Raw genomic sequence first — 15831 nt, forward strand, 5'->3', positions numbered from 1 at the left:
GCATAGGGTAAGTAAGTGCTTCGGGCCGGATGTCAATTCCGCGCCGGGCTGTAACGCGCGTGACACACGGGAGTGTGATAAACTGCCTTTATCGTCGTGAAAGGAGTTTCCCTTGCCCCGCACCAATCGCCGCGATCTGAGCTTTGCCACTTTCAACCTGCTGAACCTGTCCCTGCCCGGCCAGATGACCTATGGCAGCAAGCCCGCGCTTGCCGATGACGCCGACGGGCGGGAGGCCTATGCCCGCAAGATCCGCTGGACCGCACAGGCCCTGCAATTGCTGGATGCGGAGGTGATCGGCTTTCAGGAAGTCTGGTCCGCCGCCGCGCTGATCGAGGCGTTCGAGGCGGCGGGCCTGCGCGATCAGTATGACATCATCGCCCGCGACGCGCCGGGCAAGGGCCGTCCACAGGTGGCGCTGGCCGTGCGGCGGGGCGAGGACGGGAAAAGCCAGCTGATCGCGGGCAGCGCCGAATGGGTCGCGGCCTTCCCCGAGACCTTCCGGCTTGACGGGTTGCGCGAGGTCTGGGGCAGCGAGGAAGAGATCACCGTCACCATCTCGGAGTTTTCGCGCCCGGTGCTGCGCGCGCAGATCCAGCCTACGGGCACCCGCCCCAAACCGCCGCCGGTGCAGCTTTTCGTGGCGCATCTGAAATCGAAAGGGCCCGCGCGCCTGTCCTTCCGCGATGCGCCGCCGGTGCTGGACCTGCACGGGTCGGTGGTGAAAAGCGCGGTGGCCCATATCCGCCGCGTGATGGAGGCCGCCGCCCTGCGGCTGATGCTCGATGCCGAGATCAAGGGCGAGGCGTTGAGCCCCGTCGTGGTGCTGGGCGATCTGAATGACGACAGCCTGTCGGTCACCACCGAGATGATCTCGGGCCAGCCCGGTTACCGGCTGGAGGAGAAATCAACTGCCGGATCCCGCTCCGATGCGGGGCTTTATGCCGTGGAGCGATTGCAGCAGTACCGGTCGCTCCGCCATGTCTATTACACCCATATCTTCCGCAACAAGATGGAAAGCCTCGACCATATCATGGTGTCCGAGGAGTTCTACGACCATGCCCGCAAGCGGCAATGGAGCTTTCGCGAGGCGGAGGTGATCAACGATCACCTGAACCGCGAAAGCAAGGCGGAACTGGCGGAAATCGGGGCCAGCGATCACGGGCTGGTGCGCGCCTATTTCGACTGGAACCCGATGCCCGAGATGAAGGAAAGCTGACCGCGGCGTGGCCTGCACTCCGCGGGCCGGGCCCGATGCCGCGGAACCGGCCTTTCGGGCACGCCCAACTTCTCCGCGCTGCGCGCCGAAGCGCCCAAGTTCTGATCAGGACATGCGTCATTTTTCCGCCCGGCGCGCGTGAATACGGGCCACCGGGCCGCGCCGCGCCTGCGGCCGGTTGCCCGCCCCTTGCCGCGCGGATAGCCTGTTGCGGCTGGCTTGCAGAAGGGGATGGGCATGGACACGGTGATCGGGGTCATTGGCGGCTCGGGCGTCTACGAGATCGACGGGCTGGAGGGCGCGGACTGGACGCGGATCGACAGCGCCTTCGGCACACCGTCGGACGCGATGCTTATCGGCCGTCTGGCGGGGGTGAAGATGGTGTTCCTGCCGCGCCACGGGCGGGGCCATGTGCACAGCCCCTCCTCCGTTCCCTATCGGGCGAATATCGACGCGATGAAACGGGCGGGCGTGACGGATGTGATCTCGGTGTCCGCCTGCGGCTCCTTCCGAGAGGACATGGCGCCGGGCGATTTCGTCATCGTCGATCAGTTCATCGACCGGACATTCGCGCGCGAGAAAAGCTTTTTCGGGCCCGGTCTGGTGGCCCATGTCAGCGTGGCCCACCCCACCTGTCCCCGGCTTGGCGCGCCCTGTGCCAGCGCGGCGCGGGATGCGGGGGTCACCGTTCATGACGGCGGCACCTATCTGGCGATGGAGGGGCCGCAGTTCTCCTCGCTGGCGGAATCGCGGCTCTACCGCGATGTCTGGGGCTGCGACGTGATCGGCATGACCAACATGCCCGAGGCCAAACTGGCCCGCGAGGCGGAGCTTTGTTATGCCTCCGTCGCAATGATCACCGATTACGACAGCTGGCACCCCGATCACGGCGCGGTGGATATCAGCGAGATCATCGCCACGCTGACCGGCAATGCCAGCAAGGCGCGGGCGCTGGTTGCCGGGTTGCCGGGCCTGCTTGGCGCCCGGCGCGCGCCCTGCCCCCATGGCTGCGACCGGGCGCTGGAACATGCGATCCTGACCGCGCCCGAAGCGCGCGATCCGGCCATGCTCGCCAAGCTCGATGCCGTGGCGGGGCGGGTTCTGGGGTAGGATCATGCGGAACGATCTTGCGGGCCCGGGCCCGGTCGGCTCTTCTGACCGCGCCACAGGGCCCGCACCGATACGCGCCGGGCATCGAAAGGAGACGGGTGATGAGTTTCGAGATCTGGCTGGCCTTCGTCGCGGCCTCCACCGCGCTCCTGCTGATCCCGGGGCCGACCGTGCTTCTGGTGCTGTCCTACGCGCTCAGCCAGGGCCGCCGCGTCGCGGTCTCCACCGCGGCGGGGGTGGCCGTTGGCGATCTCGTGGCGATGACCGCGTCGCTGGCCGGGCTGGGTGCCCTGGTTCTGACCTCGGCCACTCTCTTCACCGTGCTGAAATGGGTCGGCGCGGTCTATCTGATCTGGCTGGGGGTCCGGCTGATCCGCACGGCGGGACGGGGTGGCCCGGGCGGCCTTGGCGACCTGCCGGCGACGGCGGAGATCACCGCGGGAAAGACCTTTTCCCATGCGGCCGCCGTCACCGCGCTCAACCCCAAATCCATCGCCTTTTTCATCGCCTTCGTTCCGCAATTCGTCGATCCGGAGCGCCCGCTGATCCCGCAATTCGCCATTCTGATCGGCAGCTTCGTGGGTCTGGCGACGCTCAATGCGCTGGCCTATGCGCTGCTGGCAGACCAGTTGCGCGCCCGTCTGAGGCGGCCCGGCGTCATCGCTTGGCTGACCCGGGCGGGGGGCGCCATGCTGATCGGGATGGGCGTGCTGACCGCCACGCTGCGCCGCGCGCAGGGCTGACAAGGCGCGCCCGGGCTGCAACACTTGCCCCGGACCGGTGGCCGGACCGCTTGAAACGCCCGCCTCCCTCGCCCATCACAAACGCATGCTGACCCGCCGCACCTTTCTTGCCGCCCTCTTGCCCGTGCCCGCCGCCGCACAGGAATTCGTCGCCGTATCCGAGATCATCAGCGACGATGATTTCTATCGTCTCGTCTCCTGCGGGGCGGCCCCGGATGCGGAGTGCACCAAGCCGCAGATCCGCTGGCCTCGCGACCGCCAGTTGCGCCTGCGCGTCGGGATCGCGGGGGTCGGCATGAGTTTCCCCGATTACAAGCTCGATCTGGTCGATGCCGCGCTGGATGCCGCGATCGACGAGGTCAACGCCTCCGGCGCGCGGCTGTTTCTGGAACGCGCCTATGAGGGCGCTTTCGACATTCCGGTCTACCTGCTGGACACCTCCCAGGGCGGCCAGATCAGCGGCACCGGCAACAGCGAACTGGATGGCGCCACGATCTCCATCGGGCGCGTCGCGCTGCGGTCCCGCGGGCCCGATATCACCGCCGCGGCCATCGCCATCAGCCGCGACATCCGCCGCCGCGAGGTCGCCAGCGTGATTCTGGAAGAACTGGTACAGGCCCTTGGCCTGCATACCGATATCGCCTCTCCCGTCTATCGCCGCTCGATCTTCTCGGAAGAGAGCAATTCCGTCACCCGTCTGAGCGGTCAGGATGCCGAGGCGCTGCGCCGCCACTACCCCCGGTTCTGACAGCGCGGCAATAAGGGCTGTTCGACAGGTGCGAACCCGCTACACTCCTCCGGGTGGCCACCGGCAAAACAGGATCCGCTGAACCGATGCTTGATCACAAACAGGTGCAGGATTACATCCGCACGATCCCGAATTTCCCCCATGACGGCATCATGTTCCGCGATGTCACGACGCTGTTTCAGGACCCGCGCGGGTTTCGTCTGGCCGTCGATCAGCTGCTTGCGCCCTTCGTCGGCCAACGCATCGACAAGGTGGCCGGGCTGGAGGCGCGGGGCTTCATTCTGGGCGGCGCGGTGGCCCATCAGTTGTCCAAGGGTTTCGTGCCGATCCGCAAGGCGGGCAAGCTTCCGGCCAGGACCATCGCGCAGGATTACGAGCTGGAATATGGCCGCGCCACGGTGGAAATCCATGACGACGCGTTCAGCCCCGGCGAGACGGTCCTGCTGGTCGATGACCTGCTGGCCACCGGCGGCACCGCCGAGGCCGGGATCAAGCTGATCGAACGTCTGGGGGCCGAGGTCATGGGTACGGCATTCGTCGTGGACCTGCCCGATCTGGGCGGGCGTGCGCGCCTGGAGGCGATGGGAATGTCGGTCCATGCGCTGTGCAGTTACGAGGGCGACTAGCGCGACGGCCCGCGCCCCCTGGATGCAATCCCGGACCGACTGGCTGTATGGCACCGGCGCCTGAGGTGTCAGATGTCGCCCGGACCGGACCGCCGCTGGATCGCAGACCAGATCTGCATTTCCGACAGCCCGTCCGACGGGATCACCGCCCCGTCCAGAACCACCGAGAAAAGCGCGACCGGGCTGACCGAGCGGGTGCGGGCCGCATGGGCGGTTTCCAACCGGTCGTGACGCGCGGCCAAGCCGGCCTTGCGCGCCCGGTCCAGAAGGCTCTGCGCGCGGGCCTCAAGCTGCACCGACAGCCCGGTGCTCTGGATGACCAGCCCCGGCCCGAGACAGGCCGCCCGCCGGGTCCAGTCCTGCGGCAGGCGGGGCAGCGACATCGGGCCGTGCAGGATCTTGCCCATGAGCCGCGTGTTGCCGTCGGTCCGGTCCAGGCAATGATATCCCCGCCCGGTCACGAATTCCGGCGGGATCAGGCCAAGCGCCGGGCCGCTCTGGGCCAGAACCGCCGCAAACCCGTAGAAACGCGCCCAATCCTCCACCGCCGCCCAAAGCCGGCGCACGGTGGCCGGACCCATGGATTGCGGGCCCGCGCGAAGATCGTGGACCACCACCGCGTCGCCGGCCCCGTCGATCGGGGTCCAGGCCGAGCGGCCCGGCGTGAACGCGATGAACCCCTGATCGGGCGCACGCAGCATGCGAAGCTGCAAGCCTTCCTGAAACCGCGCCAGAAGCCAGTCGCGGCACATCACCGGGCCGCTCAGCGCCAGGGCGCGGTCGATATTCTCAAATCTGGACCGCTCCAGTATGGGCGGCGTCACGGTCAGCAGTTCTGGGCGGTGTCGGGCCATCGGGGTCTCCGGCAAATGCCGCGTTTCCGGCGCAAGTATCCGAAGATCATCTCCGCCCCGCTTTGATCTGTCGCAAATCGGCGGAAAACTGCGACGTCAGGCTTAACGTTGGATTAACGGATCTGCGGCACAGTCATTGACGGGCGCCTTCTCCCAGGGGGGCCCGGTCTGTTTGCTTGCAAAACAATGCTGCGCCCTGCCATCCCCGGCAGGGCGCAGATGCGTTCGGCCGACAGCACGGGGGCCGCACGCCCCCCCTCGACGCCGCAGGGCGGGCCTTGTATGCCTGCACCCGTGGCCGCTTGCTGGAACTGGTAGACAGACCGGACTTAAAATCCGAGGCTTTCGGGCGTGTGGGTTCGAGTCCCACAGCGGCCACCAAACCGTCTTTTCACCGCGCCCGGGCAGCGGGATAACCGCAAGGGATCCTTCACCGAAAATCCGGCAGGCGCGCGGGCACGCGCCGACCTGCATCGCCCACGAAAAAGGGCATGGCGATCCCGCCATGCCCCGTTTTCCTGTCAACCTCGGGCGCGCGCGCCCTGCCCTGTCAGGCCGCGGCGCTCGGGGTCTGCACCGCGCCGCCTGCGACCGGCTCCCAGTTCAGGTCGCCCACATAGCGCTCGGCCACCTTGCCATCGGCGTCCATCTGGAAGAGATGCACCCAGCCATTGTCCAGCAGGTCGCGCAGCCCGTCATGCCTGGCGATGATCGCGTTCATCGCCTCCACCGGAGCCTCGACCACGGCGGACAGGCGCAGCGGTTCGTGGATCAGACGCTCCCCGTCATGGACCGACTGGAACGGCAGCCCCGGGCGCAGATCGCCACCCGTGCCTTCCAGCACGCCGACCAGGCCGGAGACGTTGTGAAGCACCTTGTTGCCCGCGCCGAACACCCGGTTGTCCATGGAGGAGCCGTAATATTGCAGGTTGATCCAGCTGGCCACGACCAGGGGCGCGGTCAGGATCAGCTCCAGCACACCATAGCCGTTTTCGGCATCCGCCTGCCAGTCGTAGGAATGCAGGAAGGACCGGCCTTCCAGATCGGTGCCGCGGGTCCGGTGACGGGGCGCCGCGATGAAGGCCGCACAGCCCGCGAGCGCCCATTCCGGCCGCACCTGCGACCAGTCCTGCGCCCGTGCCGCGATTGCGGCATCCAGCGACAGCCCGGCATCCAGCGACAGCAGGTTGGACCTTTCGGCGCGGGCCAGCGCCCCCGCATCTCTCAGCGCCTTTTGCAGCGACAGGAGATCCTCGCCATGGGTCGGAACGAGGGCGGCGGTGTCGAACAGCGCGACCTCGTCGGTGGTGGTGTCGTGCAGCGCGGCGACGAAGACCGTGTCTTCGGGCATGTCGATACCGTGCTCCGGCAGTTCGGCGCGCACCTGCGGATCGTTCAGCAGCCGCGCCACCAGACGGGCGTTGGCCTCTCCGGTATGGCCGCCGCAGGCCCCGCAATCGAGACCCGCCGCATGCGGGTTGTTCAGCGACTGCCCGCCATGGCCGGCCAGCATCACGATCCGGGCGAAGGGCCCCTTGGCCATGGACATCGCGCCAAGGATCGTGGCCGCCGTCGCGGCCCGATCGGCAGGCGGGATGGCGTCGAGCGCGGGCGCAAGCGTTGCAGCCTCGGCCGCGGTCAGGCCCGCATGCCCCTGCCCCAGCGCCGTTGTGGTGCGCAGCGATTGGGCCAGCAGCTTCGGCGCATAGGTCAGGCCAAGCGTCTCCACATAGCCGAAGCTGGCAACTGCGGCCTGCTTGAACCGGGTCCAGACCGATTTGGCAGCGATCCGGCCCTGGCGGGTTGTCGCCAGGTCCGCATTCGCCTCGTCCGCCGCTTCGCCTGCCGGGCTCAGCAAGACCGGGCAGCGGGCGGTCGCCTCGGCCGCGCCAAGGGGGCGGTAGGACAGCGCCGCGCCGAAAAATCCGGCAAATCCGATGGTCTCGACCCCGGGCATGGTGGTTTCAAGGGCCCGGCGGAACACCTCGGAGCGGACATCGATGCAGAACGCGGCCTGAACGGCGGGCCGGTCCTCCGCAGGCGCGGGCGCGCCCTGACCCAGCTCCACGAAGACGCGCCGCTGCCAGCCCTGTTCATAGGCGATCTGAAGCGCCAGCGCGACACGGTCGCCCGCCCCGGCCTTCGGGGCATCGACATAGGCGGCCTTCGCCGCTTCCCAGGTTCCGCGGCTTGCCTTGGGCAGCAGCAGAACCTCCCAGACCAGCCGGACGGCCAGCAGATCGCGCAGGCTGGTCTCCGTGCCGCCCGCCAGTTCGGCCTGCCAGAGCCTGTAGCGCGCATGCCCGGCCCAGCCGGAGATGGTGTAGAGCAGCCGGGTAAAGTAGTCGGCCAGCGCTTCATGGGACAGACCCAGCTCATGGGTGGCCCAGACAAGTGCGTCATCAGCGGTTGCCGGCAGATTGGCGATTGTGGCGCGCGCATCGGAGATGCCCATGATCTCGGCGCTCGGGTCAAGGGCCGCCTCGGCTTTCCACGCCCCCCAGAGACCGCCCTCATAGGTCGGTTTCCACGCGGCCTGCCCGCCATCGAAATAGGCGGCCGCGAACCCCGCGATCTGTTGGGTGACAAGCGCGGGCCAGTCCTGCCCCGTCTGCGCCGCCGCCAGATCGGCCATCGTCTGCCAGATCTCCGGCGCGCCCGGCTCGGGTTGCTCGGCCAGCGTGGCCAGTTCCCGGCCATCCCGCGCCACGTCGGGCATCTGGGTCACGGCGTGGTCCAGATCCTCGGGCGCGATCCGGCCGGTGGCGATCGCCTCGGCATACTGGGCCCGTGGCAGGGCCATCTTCCCGCCCGACACCTTGGCGACATAGGCCATCGCGTCGTCGATGCCGCGATCGGCGAGGCCGAGGAACGGGTTGACCGCGACGAAGCTGCTGAGCGGCCAGATCGGCGCCAGACGACGGCCCGCCATGTCGGCGGCCCCTGCAATCGCGTCGGAGGTGAGGTCTGCGGTGATGGGGGTGATCAGGGTCATGTCTTCGGTCTCCAACGGCTCAGGCTTTCAGGTTCGGCGCGAGCGCCCGGTTGAGATAGGTGGTGGCATAGAAGCCGTTGCGCAGATGAACGGCGAGGCTGTGCCAGCGCCCTTCTGCCAGCGCGCCGGGGGCGCGGATCTGCACCCAGGCCGTCACCGCGAAGATGGCCAGCATCAGCACCATGATCAGCGCGGTTCCGAACCCGACGGCGCCCGTTTCGGGGACCACGCTGGCCACCAGCATTTCGGTTCCCAGTTGCAGGGCGAAGTAGATCGCCGAGAGGCTGAGCGCGGCGAGGGCCGCCCGTGCCACCAGCGGCCCGCGCGCCTGCTGCCCCAGCGACAGGGCCAGAAGATGCGCCAGCCCCAGAACCAGGATCGCGCCAAGCACGACAAGGGCGGGTTTGGTCTCCAAGGTCACGCCGAAGAGCCAGCCCATGCCGATGACCGCAACCGCCGACACGCCGATCGCCAGCCCCATATCTGAGGCCTTGGGCAGCGCCAGCCGATGGCCGAGCTTGGCGCGGGCCTGATCGACGACCGAGCCGGAGCCGAGGAAGGCATGCGCCTTGTAGAGGGAATGGGCAACGATATGCAGAAGTGCGGCGGAGAACGCCCCCAGACCGCATTGCAGCAGCATGAACCCCATTTGCGCCACCGTCGACCAGGCGAGGCTGACCTTGATCGAGGTCTGCGCCAGCATCACCAGCGAGGCAAGCGCGGCGGTCACCCCGCCGACAATGGCAAGCAGATGCATGGCGGGCACGGCGGCCAGGAATAGATCGGCAAAGCGGATCACGAGAAAGCCGCCCGCATTGATCACGCCCGCATGCAGCAGCGCGGAAACCGGCGTCGGCGCATCCATCACCTCGGTCAGCCAGCCATGGGTGGGGAATTGTGCGGATTTCAGAAGCGCGGTGACGGCGAGGAAAACCGCGGCCCATGTGGCCCCCGCCGGGATCTCCCCGGCCTGTATCTCGCCGGCGATGACGGCGATTTCTCCGGTGCCGAAGCCGTTGAACAGGATGATGCCCGCCGCGATCAGGAAGACATCCCCGACCCGGGCGAAAAGGAATTTCTTGGTGGCCGCAAGCCGCGCGATGGGCCGGTCGCCATAGAACATCAGCAAGCGGTGGAGCGACAGGCTGGTCAGCATCCAGGCCAGTATCAACTGGACGATATTGCCGGACAGAACCAGCAGCGTCACCGCGCCAAGGGTCAGCGACAGCCCGCCCATGAACTGGCCCTGCCGCGCGTCGCCGTCCATGTAGTTGCGCGAGTAGCGCAGAACGACCCAGCCGATGAAGCTGACCAGCAGCACCATGACCGCCGACAGCGCATCCAGCCGCAGTTGCAGACCCAGCCCGTTCGCGCCGATCAGCGCGCTGGTCATCGGGCCGTTGAGCATGACCGCCACCGCAACGCATCCGGCAGTGACCAGGGCGATGAGGCTGGCGATATTGGTGACCGCGATGGCCCGCGCGGGACGCATGCCCGGACCGGTCAGCGCCATGAGCGCGGCGGCGATTAAGGCCAGAGGGGCGAGATAGGCAAGGGCAGTCATCGGCACGGATCCTTGAAATTGCAAGTGTCGGTTCCGGACGGTTTACCGATCCACAATGGCGATGAAAAATATATTGTTATTACGATAACGTTCTATATTTTAGAACTCATGGCAAAGCTCAACTATACCCATCTGCGCGCCTTCCACGCCGTGGCCCATGAAGGCAACCTGACCCGTGCCGCGGAAAGCCTCGGCGTGGCGCAATCCGCCGTCTCCACCCAGATCAAGACTCTGGAGGAGAGGCTGGGCCACGCGCTTTTCGAACGGCGCGGGCGGGCATTGCACCTGACGGAGGCGGGCCGGATCGCGCTGGATTACGCCGATACGGCCTTCGACGCGGGCACCGAGCTGGTGGAGACGCTGGCCGGCCGCGGCGCGGCGCGGCAGGTGCTGCGGGTGGGCGCGCTGGCCACGCTGTCGCGGAACTTCCAGTTGTCCTTCCTGCGGCCCCTGTTGGGGCAGCCGGATGTCTCGGTGGTTCTGCGCGCCGGGTCGCTTGGTGAGTTGCTGGCGGAGCTGGAGGCGCTTCGTCTGGATGTGGTGCTGTTGAACGAGGCGCCGCGCCATGACGCGGCGACCCCGTGGCGCAGCCACCGGATCGACGACCAGCCCGTGCGGCTGGTGGGCCACCCCCATCGCCTGCCGGCGGGGCGCCCGGTGGCCGATATCCTGCGCGACACGCCCCTTGTCCTGCCCTCCGAAGGCAGCACGCTTCGCAGTCAGTTCGACCGGATCTGCGACCGGATCGGCGTGACCCCGGTGATCGCCGCGGAGGCCGATGACATGGCGATGCTGCGCCTGCTGGTCCGCGAGGATGCGGGTCTGGCGCTCGTGCCGCCGATCGTGGTCCGGGACGAGCTGGAGGCGGGGCTTCTGGTGGAAGCGGAACAGCTGGAAGACCTGCATGAAGCCTTCTGGGCGATCACCCTGCCTCGGCAGTTTCCCAACCCGCTTCTGGCGCACGTCCTGCGGGACACCCCCCGAACGTGAAAAGCGCGCCCCCCAAGGACGCGCTTTTCAATACAATTGGCAGACCGGATCAGGCAGCTTCGGCCTGGTTCCGACGTTCGCTTTCCTCGCGGCTGAGCGCCACGGATGTCCGCACACCATTGCCGACAAAGGCCATCAGCCCGGACACGACCCGTTCGTTCGGGTCGATGCCCGCACAGGACAGAACCTCGCGCCCGTCGCGGGAGCGGGCCCAGCGGGCAATCTGTTCCGGGCCATTGCCATACTTCTTGTCGTCGGCGATTGCGTCATCCAACGCAGCCAGCACAACGGCGGCAAACAGTTTGCGCGACCGTTGACCCTGTTCGAAGTTGAAGGCGGTGCCATCAACGAAATCTCGCATTTCGTCGTCCTTTTTATTGCTCTTGCATTTTCGGCGTGACGTCTCTTATGCCCAGTTCTTGTGTGATTCTGTGATGCAATATTTGCATACGTGATATGCACCTGACGCATCACTCGGCGGAAAACTGCACTGAACTCGGTGTATTGCCACCCCCTAAGCCGCCAGATATAGGTCGCATCAACCAATTCGCAAGGTTCTGCCACGGTTTTGACAAGGTTCAGACGATGCCAAAGATAAACGGAAACGAGATTCGCCCCGGAAACGTGCTTGAACATAATGGCGGGCTGTGGGCCGCGGTGAAGGTCGATCACGTGAAGCCGGGCAAGGGCGGCGCCTTTGCCCAGGTGGAGATGAAGAACCTCCGCAACGGGTCAAAGCTGAACGAGCGGTTCCGCTCCGCCGACAAGGTCGAGCGGGTACGTCTGGAACAGAAGGACCAGCAGTTCCTCTATGAGTCCGACGGGATGCTTGTCTTCATGGATGCCGAGACCTACGAGCAGATCGAGCTGCCCGCGGATCTTCTGGGCGATCGCCGCCCGTTCCTTCAGGACGGAATGACCATCGTCGTGGAGTTCTACGAGGACGAGGCGCTGAACGCGACGGTGCCGCAGAAGGTCACCTGCAAGATCGTGGAGACCGAGCCGGTGGTCAAAGGCCAGACCGCGGCGAACAGCTTCAAGCCCGCGATTCTGGACAATGGCGTGAAAATCATGGTTCCGCCCTTCGTCGGGCAGGACGAGGATATCGTGGTGAACACCGAAACCATGGAGTACTCCGAACGCGCCTGACGCGGCGCGCGCGCGCCGAACGCTGCGCAGACCCGGATTGTCCTGTCGTCTGATAAGGCCGCGGCGTCCCCTCCCCCGGCCTCGCCTGAGCCCGCATGCGGCTGCCGGCAGGGGATCCCCCCGGAGCCCTAGTCGCGCCCGCCTGTCCATGGGGAGCCGCCGCGCCGCCGGGTGCCGGTACGGGGTATCCGGCTCAGATCGCCCAGGGCGCGGCCGTCGGCGCCCGGCGGCATGTTCTGGCGTTGGATACTTGGAATGCCGCTTGAGCGCGTGATGCGGTACGCCACGTCTTCATGGGGCGGTTTTCCATGGGTGATGGCCCAGTAATCCCGCCCGCCCCGGCGCAACCAGACCGGCAGGATGAACAGCACACCGGCCACGAACCCGCCTGCATGCGCCCAATAGGCCACGCCGCCATTCGCGGCATCGATCGACAGGCCGTTGAACAGTTGCAGGGCAAACCACAGCCCCAGCATGAGCCATGCGGGGATGGTGAATATCTTGAAGATGATCACGATGATCACCAGCACGTCGATCCGGGCGCGCGGGAACATCAACAGATATCCGCCCATCACGCCGGCGATGGCGCCGGATGCGCCGACCATCGGGATGGTGGAGACCGGATCGGCCAGCATCTGCCCGAGGGCCGCAGCCAGACCACAGGCGAGGTAGAATGTCAGAAAGCCGAAATGGCCAAGCAGATCCTCCAGATTATCTCCGAATATCCACAAAAAGAGCATATTGCCGATGAGATGCATCCAGCCGCCATGGAGAAACATGGAGGTGATCAGCGTATGGGCCTCCTGCCCGCGCGCGACCTCCGCCGGGACAAGCCCCCATTCGGCGTAAAACCCCATCAACTGGATCTCGCTGCCGCCGATGGCGGGGAAATAGCTCAGGAAGATCACGATATTCATCGCGATCAAGGCGTAGGTCACGACAGGGGTCCGGTCGGACGGGTTGTGATCGCGGATCGGAAACATGGGTCAAGACTGGCCCGTTGCCTGCTCAGGTCAAGCTGAAAGCACGTCTCGCGGCAATCTGGCCCCGGGTCACTCCAGCTCTTCCGCGGCAAGCGCCATGCGGATTTCCCGGCGGACCATCTTGCGCACGTTGCGCGTGATCCGCTGGCCTAGAACGCCCTGCAACTCCTCGCGCACGATCTCGCTGACGATCTCGCGCAGCACCTCTTCGTCGATGGTCATCTCGCGGTCATCGCCGGGAAAGGAGAAAAGGCCCGTCTCGTCGCCCAGATCCTCCACATCCTCCAGACCGTCATCGCCCTTGGGGCCGTCAAGCTCGGCATTCAGATTGACCACGCGGTCGCGGGCGGAGCTTCGGCTGAAGAATGGCGGTGCGACCTCGGCGGCGGGCTCGTCCCCCGGCAGATCCGCGGCGGCAGGGTCATCAACGGTGTCATCATCGGGCGGCCCGGCTGCTTCCGCGACCGCGTCACCGGCCTCCTCCGCCGACGCGCCGGCGGCGTGCCCGGCCAGATGGAGGCCCGCCATGGTCTCGGGAGGGGTCGCCTCTTCCGCGGGGGCGACCGCGTCATCGCCCTGCGGCGCCGCGTCGGCCTCAAGGGCGGTCCCGGTCAGGTCCGGTTCCGACCCGGCTTCCGGCATATCGGCATCATGCCCGCCCGTCTGTATCTCTGCGGTGGTCTCCTCGGGCGTTTCCGACGGCTCAGCGTCCTCCGCCGCAGGGCCGCCCTCGCGCGCCTGCCGCAAGGCGGCGACGTCCAGCGCCGCATCCGCACCGGCCGGATCCGGCCAGTCGGTATCGCCCTGATCGGGTTCGAACGGGGCCGGATCGTAGCCGGTTTCGGGCTCGTCCCCCTGATCGGCGGGCGCGGATTGCTCCGCCATGGCCGCACTCACGTCCGTCTCCCCCTCCGGTTCGGTCAGTTCCGCAACCGGCATCTCCGGCGCCCCGTCCGGGCCCTGAGGCCCGGCCGGGGCCAGACTGCCGGATATCTCCGCGGCGTCATCCCCATCATGGGCATCCGGGTCTTCGGTGCTGGCGGTGATCGGGCGCCACGGGTCATCGGGGTCGGAGACGCGCAAGGCCGGGGTCAGCACCAGCTTGCCATCGGGCGCGGCGTTCACCTCCGCCGTGTCCGCCTCCGCCCTGCCTGCCTCAGCCGTGGTGCCGGCTTCGGCATCCGCGCGGGATGGCGCCTCCACCCCGCCCGCGGGGTCGGGATGGTGTTCGGAAACCAGCCGTCGGATCGACGACAGAACATCTTCTATCGCCTCTGATTTCGCCGGATCAGACATGCGCCAAACTCCTCAACTCGCCTCGATTCCCCGCAAAAGCGGGTGTTGTTGTAGCCGCAAGGATACAAGGACTGACGATTTGGCACAATGGATAGCTAAATAGCCTTGCAACTTCTTGGGGTTGGCCCCGGCCCGGTCAGTCCCGGCCGATCCGTTCCAGTACCCCGTCGAGCCGCTCCCCCTGCACCGAAAAGGACCGGGTGGGGGCATTGCCCAAGGCATCGGAATAGGCCGTCGGGTCATATTGCGGCACATCGAGGTTCAGATGCTCCACCGTCAGCAGACCCACGCTCGCCAGCGCCGCGTAGGCACCTACATAGAGATCCGCCTGCGCCTCGATCCGGCTGATCCGCGCGTCGAGCAGATCCTGCTCCGCGTCCAGAACATCGAGCGTCGTGCGCGCCCCGAGGGAGGCCTCTTCCCGGACCCCTTCGAAGGCCAGTTGCGCCGCGCGGATCTGCTGATCGGAGGCCTGGATCTGCGCGTTCGCGATGCGGAGCTGGGCATAGGAATTGCCGACGGACTGGACGATCAGGCGGACCTGCTGGTGCAACTCCGCCTCGGTCGCGTTCAGGGTTGCGATGGCACTGCGCTCCAGCGAAAACAGCTGCCCGCCGCGATAGATCGGCTGCGTCAGCGTCAGGCTGAGCGTGTTGGTGACACCATTGGAGCGGTCGCCGAAGGCCTCCCCGGTTTCCGCCCTGAGCGAGACCGACGGGCCGTAATCCGTCCGCGCGGCGGCCAGCGACAACTCATCGGCGCGCACCTCGTGCTGAAGGCCGAGGATCAGGGGATGCTGCTGGCGCGCCAGGCGGTCGGCCTCGGCTTCCGTGTCCGGCAGATCGGGCAAGGCACCCGGCCCCATCAGACCGTCGGACGGGCGGCCCACGGCAAGGACGAACAGTTCCTGACTGATCTCAAGCTGGCCCCGCGCGGCGGCAAGATTGGATCTTGCGGCGGCAAGCTGGGCCTCGGCCTGGGCGACATCGGTGCGGGTATCCTCGCCGACCTCGAACCTGTCGCGCGCGGCGCGCAATTGCTGTGTCACCACGCGGACATTGCTTTCGCGGACCTGCACCACCTGAATGTCGCGCCACACATTCATATAGGCCGTGACCGCATCCAGCAGCACCTGCTGCTCCAGATTGATCAGACCCTGACGCGCGGACAGAACCGACTCCCGCGCCGCCTCGACCAGACGCTGGCGGCCGCCATTGTCATAGACCAGCAACTCGCCCACCAGCGTCAGGCTGTTGACCGTGGTATCGGTCACGGAATTCCACGTGCTGTTGGCGATGAAGTTCACGATCGGACGCAGGGCGGATATCTGCTGCGCCACGCCTTCATCCTGCAGCCGCGCCAGAAACCGGCTCTGCTCCAGCAGGTCCGAGTTCTCGTAGGCATCGCCGAGCGCGGCGCGCAGGGTGTCGGCCCTCGCCGCCCCGGTCATTCCGCCGACGGTCAGGGCAATCGCGAGGGCTGCGGCCAGGGTGCTGAAGGATCGCGTCATGTATCGTGCCTCATCGCAGGGTTTTCGGGGCGTGTGCGGGGCCG

The 15831-nt window shown here is 66.9% G+C and carries 14 protein-coding genes and 1 tRNA gene; 8 read left to right on the forward strand and 7 right to left on the reverse strand.

The window, feature by feature from the left end; all coding sequences use genetic code 11:
• Positions 1-112: 112 nt before the first annotated feature.
• From ACQ651_RS10695 to ACQ651_RS10715, 5 genes are all read left to right on the forward strand, one after another.
• Positions 113-1219, forward strand: coding sequence for an endonuclease/exonuclease/phosphatase family protein (locus ACQ651_RS10695; protein WP_227284920.1), 1107 nt, complete (start codon positions 113-115; stop codon positions 1217-1219).
• A gap of 237 nt (positions 1220-1456) precedes the next feature.
• Positions 1457-2329 (forward strand): S-methyl-5'-thioadenosine phosphorylase, encoded by an 873-nt coding sequence (locus tag ACQ651_RS10700; protein WP_430449249.1) that lies wholly within the window; start codon positions 1457-1459, stop codon positions 2327-2329.
• A gap of 101 nt (positions 2330-2430) precedes the next feature.
• Positions 2431-3072, forward strand: coding sequence for a LysE family translocator (locus tag ACQ651_RS10705; RefSeq protein ID WP_430449250.1), 642 nt, complete (start codon positions 2431-2433; stop codon positions 3070-3072).
• Between the two features lie 37 nt (positions 3073-3109).
• Positions 3110-3820 (forward strand): DUF2927 domain-containing protein, encoded by a 711-nt coding sequence (locus tag ACQ651_RS10710; protein ID WP_375551807.1) that lies wholly within the window; start codon positions 3110-3112, stop codon positions 3818-3820.
• 86 nt (positions 3821-3906) lie between these two features.
• Positions 3907-4446: an adenine phosphoribosyltransferase gene (locus tag ACQ651_RS10715; protein ID WP_121896860.1), complete on the forward strand. Its 540-nt coding sequence runs from the start codon at positions 3907-3909 to the stop codon at positions 4444-4446.
• Positions 4447-4514: 68 nt separating this feature from the next.
• On the opposite strand, the gene ACQ651_RS10720 is transcribed toward ACQ651_RS10715, so the two are convergent.
• Positions 4515-5300 (reverse strand): hypothetical protein, encoded by a 786-nt coding sequence (locus tag ACQ651_RS10720; RefSeq protein WP_430449251.1) that lies wholly within the window; start codon positions 5298-5300, stop codon positions 4515-4517.
• 296 nt (positions 5301-5596) lie between these two features.
• On the opposite strand from ACQ651_RS10720, the gene ACQ651_RS10725 reads away from it, so the two are divergent.
• Positions 5597-5681: transfer RNA gene (locus tag ACQ651_RS10725), tRNA-Leu, on the forward strand.
• A gap of 169 nt (positions 5682-5850) precedes the next feature.
• Here ACQ651_RS10725 and ACQ651_RS10730 read toward each other — a convergent pair.
• Together ACQ651_RS10730 and ACQ651_RS10735 are read right to left on the reverse strand one after the other, a co-directional pair.
• Complete coding sequence (locus tag ACQ651_RS10730; RefSeq protein ID WP_430449252.1) at positions 5851-8295, reverse strand: YbcC family protein; 2445 nt, start codon at positions 8293-8295, stop codon at positions 5851-5853.
• A 19-nt stretch (positions 8296-8314) separates the two neighbouring features.
• A complete protein-coding gene (locus tag ACQ651_RS10735) occupies positions 8315-9859 on the reverse strand; it encodes an NADH-quinone oxidoreductase subunit L (protein WP_430449253.1) in 1545 nt (514 codons plus the stop codon).
• A 108-nt stretch (positions 9860-9967) separates the two neighbouring features.
• Between ACQ651_RS10735 and ACQ651_RS10740 the strand changes: the two genes are divergently transcribed.
• Complete coding sequence (locus ACQ651_RS10740; RefSeq protein WP_430449254.1) at positions 9968-10849, forward strand: LysR family transcriptional regulator; 882 nt, start codon at positions 9968-9970, stop codon at positions 10847-10849.
• Positions 10850-10898: 49 nt separating this feature from the next.
• Here ACQ651_RS10740 and ACQ651_RS10745 read toward each other — a convergent pair whose 3' ends face one another.
• Complete coding sequence (locus ACQ651_RS10745) at positions 10899-11210, reverse strand: DUF6280 family protein (protein ID WP_121899636.1); 312 nt, start codon at positions 11208-11210, stop codon at positions 10899-10901.
• 224 nt (positions 11211-11434) lie between these two features.
• Here ACQ651_RS10745 and efp point away from each other — a divergent pair, with 224 nt between their 5' ends.
• Positions 11435-11998: an elongation factor P gene (gene efp / locus ACQ651_RS10750; protein WP_121899637.1), complete on the forward strand. Its 564-nt coding sequence runs from the start codon at positions 11435-11437 to the stop codon at positions 11996-11998.
• Between the two features lie 128 nt (positions 11999-12126).
• Here efp and ACQ651_RS10755 read toward each other — a convergent pair whose 3' ends face one another.
• The 3 genes from ACQ651_RS10755 to ACQ651_RS10765 all read right to left on the reverse strand — a co-directional run bounded on the left by ACQ651_RS10755 (position 12127) and on the right by ACQ651_RS10765 (position 15787).
• Positions 12127-12981: a rhomboid family intramembrane serine protease gene (locus ACQ651_RS10755; RefSeq protein ID WP_227284928.1), complete on the reverse strand. Its 855-nt coding sequence runs from the start codon at positions 12979-12981 to the stop codon at positions 12127-12129.
• Positions 12982-13050: 69 nt separating this feature from the next.
• Positions 13051-14277: a hypothetical protein gene (locus ACQ651_RS10760; RefSeq protein WP_430449255.1), complete on the reverse strand. Its 1227-nt coding sequence runs from the start codon at positions 14275-14277 to the stop codon at positions 13051-13053.
• A gap of 136 nt (positions 14278-14413) precedes the next feature.
• A complete protein-coding gene (locus ACQ651_RS10765; RefSeq protein WP_430449256.1) occupies positions 14414-15787 on the reverse strand; it encodes a TolC family outer membrane protein in 1374 nt (457 codons plus the stop codon).
• Between the last annotated feature and the right edge of the window lie 44 nt (positions 15788-15831).

The organism is Rhodophyticola sp., from assembly GCF_965284195.1.
In the GTDB taxonomy this organism is placed as follows: Bacteria; Pseudomonadota; Alphaproteobacteria; order Rhodobacterales; family Rhodobacteraceae; genus Rhodophyticola.

Excerpts from the sequence above, each read along its gene's own strand:
- ACQ651_RS10700 (WP_430449249.1), top strand. The coding sequence starts at position 1,457 with ATGGACACGGTGATCGGGGTCATTGGCGGCTCGGGCGTCTACGAGATC.
- ACQ651_RS10705 (WP_430449250.1), top strand. The coding sequence starts at position 2,431 with ATGAGTTTCGAGATCTGGCTGGCCTTCGTCGCGGCCTCCACCGCGCTC.
- ACQ651_RS10715 (WP_121896860.1), top strand. The coding sequence starts at position 3,907 with ATGCTTGATCACAAACAGGTGCAGGATTACATCCGCACGATCCCGAAT.
- ACQ651_RS10720 (WP_430449251.1), bottom strand. The coding sequence starts at position 5,300 with ATGGCCCGACACCGCCCAGAACTGCTGACCGTGACGCCGCCCATACTG.
- ACQ651_RS10730 (WP_430449252.1), bottom strand. The coding sequence starts at position 8,295 with ATGACCCTGATCACCCCCATCACCGCAGACCTCACCTCCGACGCGATT.
- ACQ651_RS10735 (WP_430449253.1), bottom strand. The coding sequence starts at position 9,859 with ATGACTGCCCTTGCCTATCTCGCCCCTCTGGCCTTAATCGCCGCCGCG.
- ACQ651_RS10740 (WP_430449254.1), top strand. The coding sequence starts at position 9,968 with ATGGCAAAGCTCAACTATACCCATCTGCGCGCCTTCCACGCCGTGGCC.
- ACQ651_RS10745 (WP_121899636.1), bottom strand. The coding sequence starts at position 11,210 with ATGCGAGATTTCGTTGATGGCACCGCCTTCAACTTCGAACAGGGTCAA.
- efp (WP_121899637.1), top strand. The coding sequence starts at position 11,435 with ATGCCAAAGATAAACGGAAACGAGATTCGCCCCGGAAACGTGCTTGAA.
- ACQ651_RS10755 (WP_227284928.1), bottom strand. The coding sequence starts at position 12,981 with ATGTTTCCGATCCGCGATCACAACCCGTCCGACCGGACCCCTGTCGTG.
- ACQ651_RS10760 (WP_430449255.1), bottom strand. The coding sequence starts at position 14,277 with ATGTCTGATCCGGCGAAATCAGAGGCGATAGAAGATGTTCTGTCGTCG.
- ACQ651_RS10765 (WP_430449256.1), bottom strand. The coding sequence starts at position 15,787 with ATGACGCGATCCTTCAGCACCCTGGCCGCAGCCCTCGCGATTGCCCTG.